The organism is Collinsella sp. CLA-ER-H2, assembly GCF_040092405.1.
GTDB lineage: Bacteria > Actinomycetota > Coriobacteriia > Coriobacteriales > Coriobacteriaceae > Collinsella.
In genome coordinates this window covers 79,204-96,586 of the sequence record NZ_JBBNLO010000003.1, presented here as the reverse complement: position 1 = coordinate 96,586, position 17,383 = coordinate 79,204, and the positions used below count along the sequence as shown (strand labels likewise).

The 17,383-nt window shown below is 59.6% G+C and carries 14 protein-coding genes and 1 other RNA gene; 1 reads left to right on the top strand and 14 read right to left on the bottom strand.

Annotated features, from left to right (window positions below; all coding sequences use genetic code 11):
• Positions 1 to 27: 27 nt before the first annotated feature.
• The 8 genes from AAAX59_RS01735 to ssrA all read right to left on the bottom strand — a co-directional run bounded on the left by AAAX59_RS01735 (position 28) and on the right by ssrA (position 9,473).
• Positions 28 to 3,027 carry a BTAD domain-containing putative transcriptional regulator gene (locus AAAX59_RS01735; protein WP_349070242.1) on the bottom strand — a complete coding sequence of 1,000 codons (3,000 nt, stop codon included), beginning with the start codon at positions 3,025 to 3,027 and terminating at the stop codon, positions 28 to 30.
• A 448-nt stretch (positions 3,028 to 3,475) separates the two neighbouring features.
• Positions 3,476 to 4,204 (bottom strand): glucosamine-6-phosphate deaminase, encoded by a 729-nt coding sequence (nagB, locus tag AAAX59_RS01730; RefSeq protein WP_195443890.1) that lies wholly within the window; start codon positions 4,202 to 4,204, stop codon positions 3,476 to 3,478.
• 271 nt (positions 4,205 to 4,475) lie between these two features.
• On the bottom strand, positions 4,476 to 4,943 hold the full coding sequence (locus AAAX59_RS01725) for a PTS glucose transporter subunit IIA (protein ID WP_229030367.1): 468 nt from the start codon (positions 4,941 to 4,943) through the stop codon (positions 4,476 to 4,478).
• 101 nt (positions 4,944 to 5,044) lie between these two features.
• On the bottom strand, positions 5,045 to 6,382 hold the full coding sequence (glmM, locus tag AAAX59_RS01720) for a phosphoglucosamine mutase (RefSeq protein WP_271730316.1): 1,338 nt from the start codon (positions 6,380 to 6,382) through the stop codon (positions 5,045 to 5,047).
• A 125-nt stretch (positions 6,383 to 6,507) separates the two neighbouring features.
• Positions 6,508 to 6,903 (bottom strand): 30S ribosomal protein S9, encoded by a 396-nt coding sequence (gene rpsI / locus AAAX59_RS01715; protein ID WP_022094634.1) that lies wholly within the window; start codon positions 6,901 to 6,903, stop codon positions 6,508 to 6,510.
• 2 nt (positions 6,904 to 6,905) lie between these two features.
• On the bottom strand, positions 6,906 to 7,349 hold the full coding sequence (gene rplM / locus AAAX59_RS01710; protein WP_022094635.1) for a 50S ribosomal protein L13: 444 nt from the start codon (positions 7,347 to 7,349) through the stop codon (positions 6,906 to 6,908).
• A gap of 192 nt (positions 7,350 to 7,541) precedes the next feature.
• Entirely contained in the window at positions 7,542 to 8,420 is an 879-nt protein-coding gene (locus AAAX59_RS01705; protein ID WP_349070241.1) for a patatin family protein, read from the bottom strand.
• A 689-nt stretch (positions 8,421 to 9,109) separates the two neighbouring features.
• Positions 9,110 to 9,473: a transfer-messenger RNA gene (ssrA, locus tag AAAX59_RS01700) on the bottom strand.
• A 237-nt stretch (positions 9,474 to 9,710) separates the two neighbouring features.
• Between ssrA and AAAX59_RS01695 the strand changes: the two genes are divergently transcribed.
• Positions 9,711 to 10,145, top strand: coding sequence for a hypothetical protein (locus tag AAAX59_RS01695; RefSeq protein WP_349070240.1), 435 nt, complete (start codon positions 9,711 to 9,713; stop codon positions 10,143 to 10,145).
• A 58-nt stretch (positions 10,146 to 10,203) separates the two neighbouring features.
• On the opposite strand, the gene AAAX59_RS01690 is transcribed toward AAAX59_RS01695, so the two are convergent.
• The 6 genes from AAAX59_RS01690 to AAAX59_RS01665 all read right to left on the bottom strand — a co-directional run bounded on the left by AAAX59_RS01690 (position 10,204) and on the right by AAAX59_RS01665 (position 17,317).
• Positions 10,204 to 10,719, bottom strand: coding sequence for a PIN domain-containing protein (locus tag AAAX59_RS01690; protein WP_349070239.1), 516 nt, complete (start codon positions 10,717 to 10,719; stop codon positions 10,204 to 10,206).
• Positions 10,716 to 11,069 (bottom strand): hypothetical protein, encoded by a 354-nt coding sequence (locus AAAX59_RS01685; protein ID WP_349070237.1) that lies wholly within the window; start codon positions 11,067 to 11,069, stop codon positions 10,716 to 10,718. The genes AAAX59_RS01690 and AAAX59_RS01685 overlap by 4 nt, the downstream gene beginning before the upstream one ends.
• A 142-nt stretch (positions 11,070 to 11,211) precedes the next feature.
• On the bottom strand, positions 11,212 to 13,227 hold the full coding sequence (locus AAAX59_RS01680; protein ID WP_349070236.1) for a heavy metal translocating P-type ATPase: 2,016 nt from the start codon (positions 13,225 to 13,227) through the stop codon (positions 11,212 to 11,214).
• Positions 13,228 to 13,305: 78 nt separating this feature from the next.
• Positions 13,306 to 13,551, bottom strand: a complete 246-nt coding sequence (locus AAAX59_RS01675) for a DUF6110 family protein (RefSeq protein ID WP_055250999.1) — start codon at positions 13,549 to 13,551, stop codon at positions 13,306 to 13,308.
• A gap of 181 nt (positions 13,552 to 13,732) precedes the next feature.
• Complete coding sequence (locus AAAX59_RS01670; protein ID WP_349070234.1) at positions 13,733 to 15,490, bottom strand: ABC transporter ATP-binding protein; 1,758 nt, start codon at positions 15,488 to 15,490, stop codon at positions 13,733 to 13,735.
• Complete coding sequence (locus tag AAAX59_RS01665; protein ID WP_349070232.1) at positions 15,491 to 17,317, bottom strand: ABC transporter ATP-binding protein; 1,827 nt, start codon at positions 17,315 to 17,317, stop codon at positions 15,491 to 15,493.
• Positions 17,318 to 17,383: the final 66 nt, after the last annotated feature.

The window sequence follows — 17,383 nt, the reverse complement described above, 5'->3', positions numbered from 1 at the left end:
GCCCAAGTACTTCGGGCGCCCGTTTTTTTATCGCTCGACCAGCACGCGATTGAGCCGCCCCTCCACCAAACGCTCGTATAGACGCCGCGTCTCGGGCTCGGGCACGCCATTGACCTGCTCCCTCAGATGATGCATATGCCCGCTGTACAGCTCGACGATATCGCGCCGTCGCCCCGCCGCACTGTAGACGCGCATGGCGCAGCGCACCATATCCTCACGCGCCGTTTCCTGCCGAAGCCCCGACTCCGCCAGCCAAATCGCCGACTGCAGATCGTTTTCTTCTAGAGCGGCATTTGCTCCCTTAATCATGCAATCGATGTACTTTGACTGCATAATGCGCCGCATGCGCAAAAAGTAGGTGGGATTACAGCCATTGGGAACATACAACGGTCCGGCATAAAGCTGCTCAATCTTAAGGCACAACTCGACCAGATGGGGCCCGCGCGCACCCGTGCGATTTCCCAAAACCTCGCGGCTTATCTGGTCAAACAGCCGTACATCGGTCTTGACGTAGTCGCCGTTGAGCCCAATGCATTCATTCTGGATGAGCACACACGACTTGCCATCCGGCGTCGGTCCCAAAGCCGACCGCAAGCGCGATATCGTCGAGTACAGGTTGTTGCGGGCGCTATTAAACTCGGCATGGGGCCACAGCTCCATGGCCAGCGTCTCACGATCGACGAGCGCATCCATGCCCAGCGCAAGCCGCTCGGCAAGTGTCGCCGCCTTCTTGCGGCGCCACATTTTGTCCGTGATGGGAAACCCGTCGCGCTCGGCGCGAAACGCACCAAACATGCGAATCTCGATATGGTCGATGGTATCAACGGCTTCAACCTCGCCGGCCTGGAATAGGCGCTCGCCCTCCCCTTCCAAATCGTCGCGCAGCGAGTACCGCGACAGCTCGCGCACGGGAAGCTTCTTGCGTATCCTGGCCGCCGGCTCGCCCAGACAATGCATGGCAAGGCGCGCAAAGAGCCGATACGATGGCTCTAGAATCCCCGCACGATTCATGGACATCCAGGCCGCAAGATCGCTGTCTCGGCCCGCACAGGCCAAATGCAGCGCCACCATCCAGGCTTCTGCGCCACCAACCTGCGTCTGGCTTATATCGAGTAGTTCCGCTTCCTCGCGCACCGAAACCATCGAGGTGTTACGCAGATATGCCGCGCGTTCCAGCAGCAATGCGTTATCGCGCATGTACGCAATCGACTCCTCGGCAAGTTTGAGCACTTGGACCGCACGGAACTTTGCATTAACCGGCCGTCCCTCTGCCAGCGACTGCCAACCTTCTAGCAACAGGCCAAACAGCTGAATCTGGTTGTCGCGCATGCGCACGGCAAAACGATCGAGCTCGTTGAACGCCGCATCGTCGGTTACCGGCAAGCCGGAAAGGAGCCGCCGTGCCGCCAACACCATGCGCACCCAGATAGCCATCGCCTTAAGCCCACGTACGTCGAGCGCCTCCCGCACCACCGTCATCTCGTCGTCGCGCTCGTCGGTTCCCGCAAACGATCCATCAAAGAGCTCCACCAGCATGCTATCGGCCCGTATAACAATCCCCGCGATGTCGAGCTCGCAATCGTAGGCCTTGCTCGTTTTGAGCTGCTGTAGAACGCCGCCGTCATCTCCCCGCTCGGTCAGGCACCGCTTGACCTCGATATGCGCAGACAACATATCGAGTGCGGTATGGGATGTCTCAATTTCTGGCACGGCCAGGTTCGTAGGAAGCCCAAGCCCGTTGTCCCCATAGCAAACAGCCGTCAGTGTCTGGGCCACCCTCCATGAAACAGGGTCTATTTCGCAGGCCGCCCGTTCGCCCCCGCGTTCGACGACCGATGCCATATAGCGGGCGAGCTTTGTATTGGACACGCTGACCGCTGCCAGATATACGCCAAGCGCCTCGGCAGGCGTTGGCTCTGGAGCCGGATCGTCGGCATCGATCGTGCCCAGCGCTGCTCGGCAGATATCGGCCCCGTGCCCCGTCAGAGCAAGATCGACCCCATACTGTCCAGCAAGTTCAAGGACCGCTTCACGGTCCAAAAAGGCGTCTGCCAGGCCCATCGCCGCATCGCATCGGCCCGCCTTAAGCAAAATCCGGGCCGCCCTCGGAACAAGTTCGGGGCGAACCTCGGCCACCAACTTACGCAAGCGCAAGCGTCCGTTATCCTCCGTGCCCAGACACGTAAAACTCCGCTCGGCGGGATCCAAGCCAAAGATCGGGTAGTCACGTACAAAGTAGGACTGGTCGACCATCGACAGCCTCACCCCGCAAGCCTCGAGTTCTGCGATATTGCCCTCGCCCATCAAAACCATGAGACATGCCACGCAAAACAGCGCATTATTGTCGAGCGAAGCCAGATCGGCAAGTGCCGCGCCATATACGTTGACAATCTCGTTTTCGAGCAGGCCGGCTACGTCGCCTTGGCCATACAGACCCGTCTGCAATGCCGAAACGAGCTCGGGCACGCCCTGCGTGAGCTGATAGAAGTCGAGCGATGTGCTGATCGAAAACGCCGATGCCCACGCCGAATACTCATAGGCATGCACCTTGAGCATCTGCGCATTGATCTTGACCGAATCGCCCAGCCCATGAATCAGCTGACGATTTGAAGGACGACAGGAGATAAAGACCCCTACCCCCATAGCGCGCAGGCCGCGAATCCTGTCGATGAGGTCTTCGGTATCGTGCTGATCGAGGTTTGGCACATTATCAATCGCGATAAGGGAGTGCGGTTTGTCTTTGAGTTCTTCGGTAACCACCTCGAGCTGCATAAACACCTCGCGCCCAATGGCGCGATCGGCCTCGATAATCCGCACGGGGCCTCGCGTCGGGTCGCATTTAACCTCATGGGTGTACTGCAGCAGCACCGAGGTCTTCCCAAACCCGTCGGGCGCATAAAGAACCACGATGCCGGCCTTTCGGCCCTTGGCGATAAGCTCATTCATCAAGCGTTCGCGTCGCACCATATAGCCTCCGCCCAGCGGCATCAGCTCGAGCTCGTCTATACTGCTTAAATCGTTTACCATGCCCGCTCCTCAACTCGACCGTATGGACACTGTAGCCGCAAGACCATACAAGCCGCGCTATGAATAGAGCGACCTTGTGTTTTAGGTTGTCTTTTGGTACGCAAGCGGCAAGTTTTTGTACAGCGAGGGCCGATTGTTATTAATCCCCCGACTAATCGGCCTTTAAGCAGGTAAATGAGCTTGTCAGCTTGTCCCATCTAAGCGGCAGTGTAACGCAGATGAACAAGGTTCAGCTATGTCATTCAACTCGCCTAGCACCCGCTACCGTCTACGACCTTCTAGTGGCATTTTTGCATAGAATCTGGTATAGAATGAATCAAGCTGTTAGACATCCGGCATTCGTCAGGCTTGCGGCAAGTTTTTGGTCAAGTGGGCAAAAAGGGATAGCAAAAAGGCCCCCGCAAAGCGGAGGCCTTAGGCAAGGCTATGTCGAACTGCAGGATTCGCGCTACTCGCAGAGCGAAAGGGCGGCCTCGTCGGCAACGACAACGCAATTGGTGTGCAGCTGCAGGATCGAAGCCGGGCACTCGGGCGTAACCGGACCATAGCACATGTCATGCACGGCCTGAGCCTTGGCCTCGCCGTTGGCGACGACCAGGATCATGCGGGCATACATGATGGTCTGGGTACCCATGGTGTAGGCCTGACGGGGAACATCGTCGATGCTGTCGAACAGGCGGCTGTTGGCCTGAATGGTGCTCTCGGTGAGGTCGACGCAGTGCGTACCCTTGGAGAAGTGGTCATCGGGCTCGTTGAAGCCGATGTGGCCGTTGTTGCCGATGCCGAGCAGCTGCAGATCCGGGTAACCGGCGTCGGCGACGATCTTGTCGTACTCAGAGCAAGCAGCGGCGGCATCGGGGTTGGAACCATCGGGCACATGTGTGTTGTTCAGGTCGATGTTGATGTGATCGAAGAAGTTCTCACGCATGAAGTAGTGATAGCTCTGGGGATCGTCGTGCGAAAGGCCGCGATACTCGTCCAGGTTGTAGGTGCTGACCTCGGCAAAGTCGACGTCGCCCTTCTTGTACCAAGCGGCGAGCTGCTTGTAGGCACCGATCGGGGTGGAGCCGGTGGCAAGGCCCAGCACACAGTCGGGCTTGAGGATAACCTGGGCCGAGATGATATTAGCGGCCTTGCGGCTCATATCCTCGTAGTCTTTAGCTTTAATGATCTTCATTACGCGTCCTTTCTCGTACAAGAGAGGCAAGGCTCCCTTACAAGCACTTGCCCGCGGCCCGCGTCGGCCGCAACCAACGTGTGCGGCCACCAGGGCGAGGTCGCGTAATGTATGTGTCTCGTGTCTAACCGCGTCGAGGCCCCTGCCCGTCCACGGTGACCCAAAGCTGTTTAGCCTCGGACAAATCCCATCTTGCCACGGAGGGCGTCCTCTTTCAAGGGCACCCTCCGTAAACGTGTTTGAATTGTAGGCTAATGGCCACGTGCACTTGCTAGCGCTCGCGAGCAACGATGAGTTGGTCCATCTCTTCGACATGCACACCAACGGAGCCCTTGATACTCGAGAACTCAACGGAGTTGCACACCAAGATGGGAACCGTCACATCGTAGCCCTCGGCAGCAATTGCCTCGCGATCGAACTCGATGAGCACATCACCCTTATGGACGATGTCACCCACTTGCGCATGTACGGTAAAGTGCTTGCCCTCGAGCTGAACAGTGTCCAAGCCAACGTGGATGAGCACGTCCAAGCCATCGACCGTGTTAAGCGCAACGGCGTGTCCCGTGGGAAAAATAGCCTCGACCTTGGCATCAGCCGGTGCAATCACACGCGTTCCGGTGGGCCGAATCGCCACGCCCTGGCCCAAAAGTCCGGTGGCAAACGTCTGGTCGTTTACCTCGGAAAGCGGAATGACATCGCCCGAGATGGGAGCATCCAGCGTAAGGACTCGACCACGCATACCAAAAGACCTTAGGACTTTAGTGAACATGCTCCCCCTCGGACATACCAATCAATCAAAATAACCTTAACAGTTTACCACTTGGCAACGGTTTTTGACCATTAGGGAAGTTCGCGCTTGACAACCTCGACGATGTCGTCAACAACGCGCTGGGTCAACTCGTGCGTCTCGGCCTCGGCCATCACACGGACCAGCGGCTCGGTACCGCTCGGGCGCACCAGAATGCGGCCGCGGCCATCAAGCTCCTTCTCGGCAGCAGCGACGGCATCCCAGATGGGCTGACAATCGTCCAAGCCGGCCTTGTTGTCGGAATGCACGTTGACGAGCACCTGCGGGTACTTCTTCATAATGCCGGAAAGATCGGTGAGGGTACGACCGGTGCGCTTGAGCACGGCCAGCAGCTGCAGAGCCGTCACCAGGCCGTCACCGGTGGTGTTGTGCTCCAGGAAGATGATGTGGCCGGACTGTTCGCCGCCGATGACGGCGCCGTCCGCGAGCATGCGCTCCAGAACGTAGCGGTCGCCCACGGCGGTCTGAACCATCTCGAAGCCCTGCTCCTTCATAGCGATGGAGAAGCCCAGGTTGCACATGACGGTCGAGACGATCTCGGAGTTGGCGAGCTTGCCGCGAGCGGCGAGGTCAGAACCGCAGATAGCCAGGATGTAGTCACCGTCGATCTCATTGCCCTCGCTGTCCACGAACAGTACGCGGTCGGCGTCGCCGTCGTGGGCCAGGCCGATGTCGGCATGGGTGCGCAGCACGAGCTCGCGCAGGGGCTCGAGGTGCGTAGAGCCGCACTCGACGTTGATGTCGGTGCCGCAGTAATCGGTGTTGATGGCATGGACCGTGGCACCCAGGCGCTGCAGCGCGGCGGGCGTAGTCTGGCAGGAAGCACCGTGACCGCAGTCGACGGCAACGACCAGGCCGTCGAGCCTCAGGCCATCAAGCGTATCGATGGCGTGGTCGACGTATGCCTTGCGAGCGTCCTTCATCTTGATGATGTGGCCCACGCCGGCACCGGTCGGCAGCGTGTCGGCAGCCATGGCTTCCTCGGACATGACCCAGGCGCTGATCTCTTCCTCGACAGCATCGGGAAGCTTCATGCCCTTGCGGCTAAAGAACTTGATGCCGTTGAACTCCGGCGGATTATGCGAAGCGGAGATGACGATGCCGCCATCGAGCTCGTTTTGGACGGTGAGCAGCGCCACGGCCGGCGTAGGAATGACGCCGCAGCAGTGCGGGCGGCCGCCCTCGGCCATAATGCCGGCGGTCAGAGCGCTCTCGAGCATAGTGCCCGAAAGGCGCGTGTCACGGCCGATGCAGATGTCCGGACCAAGAAACTTGGTCGCCGCGCGGCCCAGGCGAAACGCGAGGTCGCACGAAAGATCGGCGTTGGCGACGCCACGAACGCCGTCGGTACCGAAGATGTTCTGGGGCATAGGATCGCTCCTTCCCTAGCAGGCGATATGCAACCGCCCGCCCTAGTCGAAAAAAAGAAAAGCGGGACCCGCCGAGGAATCGGCAGGCCCCGCTTGTACATTGTATCTCGAAAGGAGATAAAACCTTAGCGCTTGGAGAACTGGGGAGCGCGGCGGGCCTTCTTGAGGCCGTACTTCTTGCGCTCGACCACGCGAGCATCGCGCGTAAGGAAACCGGCCTTCTTGAGGTCAGCACGGTAGTCGCCAGCGTTCAGAAGAGCGCGAGCGATGCCCAGGCGCAGAGCGCCGGACTGACCGGAGATGCCGCCGCCATCGCACAGAGCGATAACGTCGAACTGACCGGCGGTGTCGGTCACCTTGAAGGGAGCAAGGGCGTTCTCAACAAGCTGATGACGGCCGAAATACTGCTCGGCGTCACGCTTGTTGATGGTCACCTTGCCGGTGCCGGGGACGAGACGGACGCGGGCGACGGCGTTCTTACGACGGCCGGTACCCTGGTAGACAACGGTGTTCTCAGCCATCTTTAAGCCTCCAGCTCAATCTTCGTGGGGTTCTGGGCAGCATGCGGATGCTCGGCACCAGCGTAGACCTTAAGCTTGGTCATCTGGGCACGGCCGAGGGTGGTCTTGGGCAGCATACCGCGAACGGCGCGCTCAATGACCTTCTCCGGGTGCTTCTCCATAGCCTGGCGGAAGCTCTCAGCCTTGAGGCCGCCGTTGTAGCCGCTGTGGCGATAATAGGTCTTCGTGTCGGCCTTGTTACCGGTAAGCTGGACCTTATCGGCGTTGATGACGACAACGAAGTCGCCGCAGTCGCTGTTGGGCGTGAACTGGGGCTTGTTCTTACCGCGCAGGATCATTGCGATCTGGGTGGCAAGACGGCCCAGGACAGCACCATCGGCGTCGACGAGAACCCAGTTGCGCTGGACCTCGCCCTGCTTGGCGTAGTGAGTCGATTTCGAAATCACTTAGACTCCTCCATGTACAGTACGTGTTGTTACAGAGATTCACGGGGCTCTGCAAGTAACCCGTCCATATTACCCCGCTCGCCGTACGAGTCAACAGGTATTTTGTCTCCGACCAGAGTTTCTGCACATGTCATCCACGAGCCGTGATTTTCCAGCTCTTTAGCTGTTGTCATTTTTGAGGGTTCGCCGTCGCTAGCGCTCAACGAACTCTTGGATTTCCGCGAGCAGGCGCTTTGCCTCCTGGCGGCCCTGGATATACAGGTCCAAAAGCTTTGCCGAATCGTGCTCGACATGGCCGACCTCGACCGGCTTTTGCGGAGCAACGACCAGCGCACGGCCCTCGCGCTCATACTTCCACAGATGCATGCGCTGGATGTTATAACGGTCGTGGCGCGTCTCGATAGCCTCGAGCAGATAGGGGTAGTCGGCATAACGCGCACGCGCGGCCGGCAAAAACTCGTAGGGCTTTTTCTCGTACGAGCGGTCCTGCGTGACGATGACGACCGCGCGATCGAAGCCCGCCTCTTCGAGCACATGCTCGATAGGAACCGAATCGGCCACGCCGCCATCGACGTATTTGTGCCCGTCAATCTCGACCGACGGCGTCACCAGCGGCAACGAGGTCGATGCGCGCACAGCGTCGAGATCGAGCACGGCGCTTTTGACCGGCAGGTAGGCAGCGGTTCCAAAGAGCATGTCCGTCGCGACAGCGTACATCTCGATGGGGCTCGCGTCGAACGTCTCGTTGTCAAAGGGATCCAGGCGGTCCTGGACATCATTGAAGATAAAGTCGTAACCCACAATAGAGCCCGTGGACGCAAACGATGCGGCGCCCATGAAGCGGCTGTCGTTGCAGAAAGCCAGGTTGATGCGGTTGGCACGACCGATCTGGTGCGACTTGTAGTTCACGCCGTTGAGGGCGCCGGCCGATACACCGTAGACAGCCGGAATCTCGACGCCAGCCTCCATGAGAACGTCGAGCACGCCTGCGGTAAATTGCCCGCGGAAGCTGCCGCCCTCCAAAACGAGCGCGACCTTGCCGGCGTTCTTTGCCTTATCTTCTGCAGTCATATTGACCTCCTGCGATTGCGTTTTGGCCTTCTTCTACCCAGTTTTGGGATGGAGAGCGCATGGGTTTTGGAGTTGAGGAGGGCGGGGCGGTCGGCGGGAAAGCGTGTCCCGTTCTCAGAGCAAATTCCGGGTCGCATTTTCCGCTGAGCCCGTCATCAGGAAAATGAATCCCATTTCGAGCTTAGATTCCGGGATGCGCTTTCCGCTTGAGCTGCCATTGGGAAAGCATGTCCCACTCTACGGCTCGATTCCGGGATGCGGTTTCCGCTTGAGGCATCATCCGGAAACTACGTCCCAGTCTGAGCGCGGATTCCGGGATGCGCTTTCCGCCTGGGCTGCCATCGGGAAAGCGCGTCCCGGCCTGCGTTGACGCGGCGTTTTCTTTACGCCCGCGCCCTGCATAGAGTTCGATTCTCCGCGGATGAAGGAGATCTGTCGGCGCGAGGCACAGCCAGCAGAAATGCTGTCGGCATCGCATCTATATCTGGCTGAAGCATTGCGCGGAGAATCCGCGTATTTGCTTCGCAAATCCGCACCGGCTTCGGCCGCCTGCCGGCGCCCTCGCCCGCTCGCTACAAACGCTCACGCGTTTTCTTTACGCCCGCGCCCTGCACAGAGTTCGATTCTCCGCGGTACGGACTAGAAATAAAAAGACAGGTAGATACGAATATCTACCTGTCTGTTACTTATGGTGGAGGCGCGGAGAATCGAACTCCGGTCCACGAAAGCCCCCTGATTGGCATCTCCAAGCTCAGTCGCTGGTTTAGTCTCGGACGCTTTGTGCGCAGCGACACGCTCGCGGCGTCCTAACCGGTTCGGTCTTAGCCTGCGCCATACCGATTACGTGCGCAGGAGCATTCCCCTAAAATGACGTCGCGCCGGTGTCGGGGAAATCACCGGGTTGACGCGCCGCTATAAACTAAGCAGCGAGAGCCATAGGCTCAAAAGAAGAGTTGTTGTCAATTCAATTTGACGGTACCCCTGTTTAACGAGGCGAGGAGACCTCGGCTTACTTCCTCTCTCAGAGCTATCGTGTCGAAACCAGTCGCCCCCGAATGTCGGGAAAGTCTGGATGGTATCGGGCACGAATACCCAACACCCGTCGACTTTTCAAGGAACATGCAGGGCGAGCCCCGCTTGTGGAGTGTTATCTTACCACGTTCTGAAAGCGGACAGCTGTTCTATGCACGAGCTGTGAAGACCCCAATGTGCGCCGCACTTCGCACTTTTGCTACTGATCGCGTCACGTATATTTTCGCCAAGCAAAATTGACCCGTCGAAAGGACCGTTATGGATACCAAGCAGCAACTCGTCAATGCCCTCGCAGGCCTGGGCTCAACCATTACCGAAGCTATGGATGTCATCGAAGGCTTTGTCCCCTGCGGACATCCCGCCCTCACGGTATCGAACGCACTCGTCGCGCTGGACGCTGACGATGATGCAGCTCTCACCCAGCAGCTTGAGACCGTCGAGGGCTTTATCGACCACGTGAGTGAGAACCGCGGCGTGGCCGCCTACCACGGCATCGAGGTCAAGCTCGCGGGTCCCAAAGCCGATCTGCTCGCAGCAATCCGCGAGGCAGGCGCCCTTATGCAGACCGCAGGCGTCAAGAACACCCAGGTCAACGAGTGGGTCTACCGCAGTCTGGCAGCACTAAACGATTCCGACGAAAAGGCAGCCGAGCAGCTCGCAGAAAGTCCCGCCATTAAGGCCGAGCTTTTGTAAATTGCAAACGCGGGTCCCTTGGCGCATCGTCGTCCAAGAGGCCCGCAAACAGTTCGCGTTAACCGATAGCCGCGCCGCCGCGTTCGGCCAGCGCGAGAATCGGCATCATTTGGCGCGGAGTCTTTGCTGCAAGATCGGCATGTTCGAGCAGCTTTCGATCGTTGGTCACCAAGTAATCGACCTGCGCGCGCTTGCACGCGGCGAGCACCAAGTTGTCCTCGTAATCGCGATGAAGCGCTAAGTATTTGTCGGCCAGCCAAAGGTCCGACGCATCTGCACCCACGGCCTTGGCGTTTTCGGTCATGTTCCGAACAAACGCCAACGCCGCATCGCCAATTGCACGAGCAGATGCCTCGTCGAGCGCTCCCCCGCTGGCAAGAACGCTACGCTTCAGCTCGTGTTGGACAACGTACAGCACATCCTTAGCGATATGCACCGGGAAGAACAGCAACGCCCCCGTCTCCGTCGCCTGCCCAATAAACGCACGCGCGGCAAGCGACTCGGCATGGTCGGCGCAAAACGAATCGACCCATACGTTGGCGTCTACCATGATCTTGAGAGGCGCCCCGCTCACAGGATCATCCCCTTTTGGCGATAGCGCTCGTCCATGGCTTCGGAATAGATTGTGTCCCAATCGCGATCGTCGGATACAGGCGACGCAGCGATGCCCATATCTGCATAAAGCCGGTCTGCCGCTGCCCACGACGCGGCGAACGGAGTATCGGGCGCGACGGTCTGCTGCCGGTCGTCGACGGCCGCAAGCACTTCCTCGCACTGCCCGCCACCCTGCGCGACCTTGGCCACCACCTTTTTGATGAGCTCGGGCAGTGATCTGCCCGAAAGCTGCAGTGCTTCCTCGGCACGGTTCTTGACCTGGCGATCCACGCGAACGTTCACCTGCGCCATGCCACTAACGGCACCCACGTCGAACCCCTCTCTTCAATTGCTAGCTTTGCTAGCAACACTATATAGAGAAGCTAGCAAATGGTCAAATGCAAAAGGTCTGCGCCCAGACAGCATCGGTGCCGTCTGGGCGCAGACCAGATAACGTGGGCGAACACGCCTGCTAGCGCAGATATGCCTTCGCGTTGCCCAGGCTGTAGGCGATCGTTGAGCCGTTGTGCAGCAGTGACGACGTCTGCGGAGTGATCATGCCGGTAATACCCAATGCCAACAGCGCCGAGTTGGTGAGCATCACCTTGGAATACGAACTCGTCAGACGGTCGATAAGCCCCTGACTCATGCGGCGCAGGCGCACGATCGCGGCCAGATCCGTATCGGTCAGGATGATATCGGCGACCTCCTTGGCAATGTCGCTTCCACCGCCCATGGCCAGACCCACATCGGCCAGGCCCAACGCCGGTGAGTCGTTGACGCCGTCGCCCACCATGGCAACGTGGCGCCCCTCGCTCTTAATGCGCTCCACATACGCGTACTTGTCCTCGGGCAGCAGCTCGGCCTTAAACTCGTCGACTCCCGCCTCGCGCGCAATACGTGCGGCCGTGCGCTCCGAATCGCCCGTGAGCATGACCACGTGCTTAACGCCCAACGCGTGCAAGTCGGCGATGGCCTCGCGCACTCCGGGCTTGAGCGGATCCTCGATGCCGAGCACGCCCACGACCGTGCCGTCGACCGCCAGGTACAGCGGCGACAAACCCTGCATCTGGGACTCGATGCGCTCCTTGATGTCGGATTCGAGCTGCGCGCCCTCATCCTCAAATACAAAGTGCGCGGAACCGATGATGGCGCGGCGCCCTTCGATGGACGAGGCAATGCCGTGCGCCACGATGTACTCGACGGCGGCGTGGCGCTCGCGATGCTCGAGCCCGCGCTCACGTGCCGCATTGACCACAGCGCGCGCCACCGGATGCGGAAAATGCTCCTCCAGGCAAGCGGAAAGGCGCAGGACCTCGTCCTCGCTCCAGCCATCGGTGGTGAGTACGCAGGCAAGACGCGGCTGCGCCTCGGTGAGCGTACCGGTCTTATCAAACACAATGGTGTCGGCCTTGGCAAACGACTCAAAGTACTTCGCGCCCTTGACCATGACGCCCATCTTGGCAGCATCGCTCATAGCGGTCATGACGGCGACCGAACCCGTGAGCTTGAGCGCGCACGAGTAGTCGACCATCAGTGCCGCTGAGGTCTTGATGAGGCTGCGGGTGGTAAGCGCAACAAGGCCCGCGAGCAGGAAGTTCCACGGGACGATCTTGTTGGCGAGGTCTTCCATGTGCGACTGGCCCTCGGACTTGAGCGAGTCGGCCGCCTGCACGAGCGAGACGATTGAGCGGAGCTTGGTCTGAGCCGTGTTGGCGCGCACGCGCACCAAGATGCTGCCGTCTTCCACGACAGTGCCGGCGAATACATCGTCGCCCACGCTGCGCTCGACGGCAAGCGGCTCGCCGGTCAGGGTCGCCTGGTTAACCATGGCGCTTCCCTGCTCGACCACGCCATCGATGCAGATGGACATGCCGGTGCGAACGGCGACTAAGTCGCCGGGCTCAAGCTCGGTGGCGGCAACGCTCACCTCGGTGTCGCCGACCACTTTTTGCGCCTTGTCGGGTACGTCGAGCAGCGAGTTGATGAGCTCGTTTTCGCTCATGGCGCGGGTGTAGTCCTCGAGCAGCTCGCCCACGTTGAGCAGAAACATCGTCTGGCCCGCGGTGTCGACATCACGTTTGACGAACGAAATGCCGATGGCCGAAGCGTCGAGCACGGGAACGGTCAGGCGCGGCTGCGCCAGCTCATGAAGGGCAGCGCGCAAAAATGCCATGTAACCGGCCACGACAAACACCGCACGCAGAGGCGTCGGCAAGAACCAGCGGCGCGCGTAGTGGGCGCCGATAAGTGTGGCAAGATCCATGACGAGCTTGTGCTTGCGCGGCTCGAGTTGCATCACGTAGCCCGACTTGGCATCGGCAATGGCCTGGGCATCGAGCGCACCCAAGGCGTCGAGCACGCCCGCACGACACCGCTCGTCATATTCGAGCGCCATCTGGCCAATACGGCCATAAACGCGCACCTTGTGCACGCCATCGATGTCTCCGCCGAGCTTAAGAAGTGCATCGAGATCGCTCTCTGGCACAGGACCCGCCAATTGAAGACGGGTCCTGCCGGGGATCTCGCTAATAATCGAGAATCTCATAGTTTGTGCCTGGGAGCGTTACTCGGCTGCCTCGTCAGCAGCGGCCTCGCTCTGGGTGATGTAGGCCGCCTCGGCAACCATGTCGTCGACATTAGCCTTGGCCTGCTCAACCATGTCCTGGTAGCCGTTCTTGATGCGCATGCCGCACGCAATGCCCTGCACGCAGGCGTTCTTGACCGGAGCGCTGGTAAGCAGCTTGATGCCGGCCGTGCCAAGCAGAAAACCGCCACCGACAAGCAGGGTGTTAAACGTCGACTTCTTCATGTTGCTTCTCCCTTTTGCCGCATTGGACGCGGCACGGTGCCTCAGCACCCGAGTAAACAAGTTTGCTCGAGCACACTTTTGAGACTAGTTTAGTATAATTATTTGGTCAACAACGGCTAACTTTTTGGAAACTATGGGGGTGAACTCAATATGACAAAGGGACTGTCCCTTTGTCACACTCCTACAGCTGCCAGGCCGCCGCTTCCTTTTGCAGCGCAACCATGCGGGCGAATTCTCCACCTGCCGCTTTGAGCTGCGCCGGGGTGCCCTGTTCGGCAACCACGCCATTCTTGAGCACAACGATTTTGTCGGCATTTTCCACCGTACGCATACGGTGGGCAATAACGATAACCGTCTTACCTGCAAGCAGACGGGAGAGTGCCTGTTGCACCACGGTCTCGTTCTCCACATCCAAGCTTGCCGTCGCCTCGTCCAACAGCACGATAGGCGCGTCTTTGAGCAGTGCGCGGGCGATAGAGATGCGCTGGCGCTCGCCGCCGGAGAGTTTGGAGCCGTTCTCTCCAATCATAGTGTCATAGCCCTGCGGCATGCGGTTCACGAACTCGTCACAGTTGGCGGCACGCGCGGCTGCAAGCACTTCCTCATCGGTGGCATCACGACGCCCGAGGCGGATGTTTCCCATCACCGTGTCGTCAAAGAGCAGCACGTCTTGGAACACAATGGCGTAGTCGCGCAGCAGCACCTCGGGATCCACGCCCGCAACATCCACACCGCCCACGGCAACCTTGCCCGCAGTGGCATCCCAAAAGCGCGCGGCCAGGCGGCTCACCGTAGACTTACCGGAACCCGAAGGACCGATCAGCGCCGTGACCTCGCCTTCCTTGGCGGTAAAGCTCACATCGGTAAGAACTTTCTCGCCGGCGCGTCCGTCCTCGCCCGCACCATAGCCAAATGCCACGTGATCGAACACCACATCGTGGCCCGCAGGCTTAAAGTTCTCGCTGCCCCGCGCCACAGGCTCTTCCATGATGGAACGCATGCGCTTGGCAGACGACTCGGCGGCAAACAGCTCGGACATTAACATTAATGCCTGGTCAAAGGGCGCATAGATACGGCTCACCATAAGCACGAAGGCAAACAACACCAAAAAGTCGACCTGCCCGGAGGCGACCATCGCGGCGCCCGTGACCAGCGTGGTGGCAATGCCCAGACGCAGGATGGCAAAGGCGGAGTTGACCAAAAGCCCGTTAACGAGCTCGCCCTTGGTGGTCTCGCGCTCCTCGGCATCGATCACGGCGTTGAGTCCCTCAAGATAATGGGCCTCCTGGTTGGTGGCGCGAATCTCGCGAACGCAGTCGAGCGTCTCTTGAATAGCCTCGGTAACCTTGACCTTCTCGGCGCGCACGCGATCAAACACCGGAGTCATGGGGCCGCGTGTTAGATACAACACGGCAAAGGCCACGGGAACGCTCCAAAACGCCGCAATCGCCAGCTGCCAGCAAAAGAACAGCGATGCCACGAAGACAATGGCGCTTGCGATGATGGCACCCCAAAGCTCTCCCAGCACGTGGCTGTAGGCGTGCTCCATGGCCTGGACGTCGCCCATGATGGTCTCGGTTAAATCGGCCAGATCACGACGACCAAAAAACGACAGCGGCAGTTTGCGCAAGCGCTCGGCAATCTCCATACGCTGCTTGCCGCACTCCTCGTAAAAGATGCAGTAGGTGTAGTAATACTGCTGCCAGTTAGAGGCAAAGAGCAGCACGAAAAAGACCAGGAGGCCGCCCACGATCGGCAGGGCATCCGGCAGGTCGGCCCCACTGGCAAGATGCTCGACAAAGCCGGCCATAACCAGGAATAAAAAGCCCATGCCGGCCATGGTAATGAGATTGGTGAGCGTGGTCCAGAAAATGCCGCGTTTTACGCCGGCGACGCCTTTATCGGATAGGAAATACTTCTTTTGGAATGAGGCGAACATTTAGGCCTCGCCTCCCTTCGTGACGGCGGCATCCGCGGTCGCTGCAGTGATTTTCCAGCTCGCGGCCTGTTCGTATTCGGCCCACATCTTGGCATACAGACCCTCTTGGGACAGCAGCTCGGCATGGGTACCCGACTCCTGTACACTGCCCTGGTTGAGCACCACGATTTGGTCTGCGCCCACTACAGTCGAGAGTCGGTGCGCAATCATAATGACCGTGCGACCCGCCGCCAGCTTGCTAAAGGCGCGCTGGATGAGCGCCTCGTTCTCGGGGTCGGCAAACGCCGTGGCCTCATCGAGCACCACGATAGGCGCGCCTTTAAGGATCGCGCGGGCGAGTGCCACGCGCTGAACCTCGCCACCCGAAAGATATGCTCCGCCGGCACCGAGCATGGTATTGATGCCCTGGGGGAGCTTGGCCACAATGTCGTCGCACTGAGCTGCGGAGAGGGCCGCACGCACTTCGTCGTCAGTGGCCGTAGGCTTGGAGGCGCGCACGTTGTCGGCAAGTGTTTGCCGGAACAGCTGGTTGGTCTGGAACACGAAGGCGACCTGGTCCATAAGCTCGTGCGGATCCATTTCGCGAACGTCCACACCGCCTACGAGCACTCGACCCGAGGAAACATCCCAAAAACGCGGGATCAGGCTTGCGCAGGTTGACTTGCCGCCACCCGAGGGACCCACCAGGGCGAGGGTGCTACCAGCGGAAACGCTAAAACTCACATGGCTGACAGCAGGTGCTTCGGCGCCCTCGTAGGTAAAGCTCACGTCCTCAAATCGCACGTCGCCGCCGGCAGGGTGCTTGGGTTGGGCGGGCACGGAGAGCTGCTTGGAATCCATGACGCTTCGGATGCGAGCCAGCGAATCGGCACTCATCTGAGAGGCCTCGCCCACAAACATGAGCTTGGTCATGGCCGTCGGCACCACGGCCGAAAATATCGCGTAAAACGTGAAGTTGGTCATAAAATGCGCGAAGTCCGTCTCGCCCGGCGCCAACAGCAACGCCACGGGCAACAGGAATGCCACAAGACCATTGAGCGCGGTAAGGTTGAGTACCTGCGGACCTCGACAGAACGTGCCCGCATAGTTTTGCGCCATGTCGGCGTATTCGGCGATCGCATCGTGGAAGGCCTTAAAGGAGTAGACCGTCTGCTGAAACACCTTGACCACGGGGATGCCGCGTACGTATTCGGTGCCGGTCTTGTTCATCTTGACCAGCGCTCCCATGTAGGCCTTCATAAACTCGCCGCCCTTGCCGCCCATCATGGCGGCCATGGTGCCAAACGAAACGACGACCGAGATAAGGCATGCCGCCCCCAAACGCCAATCGAGCGCGAAAAGAAGCACGAGCAAGCCCACGACCATGGCGGCGGCGCCTGCGATATCGGGCAGCATGTGTGCGAGCAAAGTCTCGGTGGAGGCGGCGCATCCGTCTACAACACGACGCAGCTCGCCGGTGGCGTGCGTGTCAAAGTAGCCAAGCGGCAGCTTAAGCAGGTGCTCGCTCGTAGTCTTGCGGATATTGGACGCGCAGCGAAACGCGGACAGATGCGTGCACATGAGCCCCACGAAATAAGCTACGATGCTTACCAGGGCAAAACCCACGGCCCACCAACCGTACATCGCGATGTTAGTGGCTTCGCTCCAGTTGGGCGCCACGGCGATCAGGTCGCGCGCGACAAGCCAAATGCACACGTACGGGCCAAAGCTCAGCAGCTGCGAGAGCGCCGAGAGCGCCATGCCCAAATACGTTAGGAATTTGCGGTCACCGGCATACGCGAGCAACTCGCCGATGCCTCCACCTTCCCTTTTTGATTCCTTTGCCATGAGATTCCTTTCTAACGGCTTGAGAGTTAACCGTAATGAACTTATCATTGATGTGTTAGCCATGGC

Bases quoted from the DNA above. Each gene is read 5' to 3' on its own strand.
- AAAX59_RS01725 (WP_229030367.1), bottom strand. From the start codon at position 4,943: ATGCGTGGTCGAGTCCTTACGCTGGATGCTCCCATCTCGGGCGATGTC.
- rpsI (WP_022094634.1), bottom strand. From the start codon at position 6,903: ATGGCTGAGAACACCGTTGTCTACCAGGGTACCGGCCGTCGTAAGAAC.
- glmM (WP_271730316.1), bottom strand. From the start codon at position 6,382: ATGCCCCAGAACATCTTCGGTACCGACGGCGTTCGTGGCGTCGCCAAC.
- AAAX59_RS01705 (WP_349070241.1), bottom strand. From the start codon at position 8,420: ATGACTGCAGAAGATAAGGCAAAGAACGCCGGCAAGGTCGCGCTCGTT.
- AAAX59_RS01670 (WP_349070234.1), bottom strand. From the start codon at position 15,490: ATGTTCGCCTCATTCCAAAAGAAGTATTTCCTATCCGATAAAGGCGTC.
- AAAX59_RS01735 (WP_349070242.1), bottom strand. From the start codon at position 3,027: ATGGTAAACGATTTAAGCAGTATAGACGAGCTCGAGCTGATGCCGCTG.
- AAAX59_RS01675 (WP_055250999.1), bottom strand. From the start codon at position 13,551: ATGAAGAAGTCGACGTTTAACACCCTGCTTGTCGGTGGCGGTTTTCTG.
- AAAX59_RS01665 (WP_349070232.1), bottom strand. From the start codon at position 17,317: ATGGCAAAGGAATCAAAAAGGGAAGGTGGAGGCATCGGCGAGTTGCTC.
- AAAX59_RS01695 (WP_349070240.1), top strand. From the start codon at position 9,711: ATGGATACCAAGCAGCAACTCGTCAATGCCCTCGCAGGCCTGGGCTCA.
- nagB (WP_195443890.1), bottom strand. From the start codon at position 4,204: ATGAAGATCATTAAAGCTAAAGACTACGAGGATATGAGCCGCAAGGCC.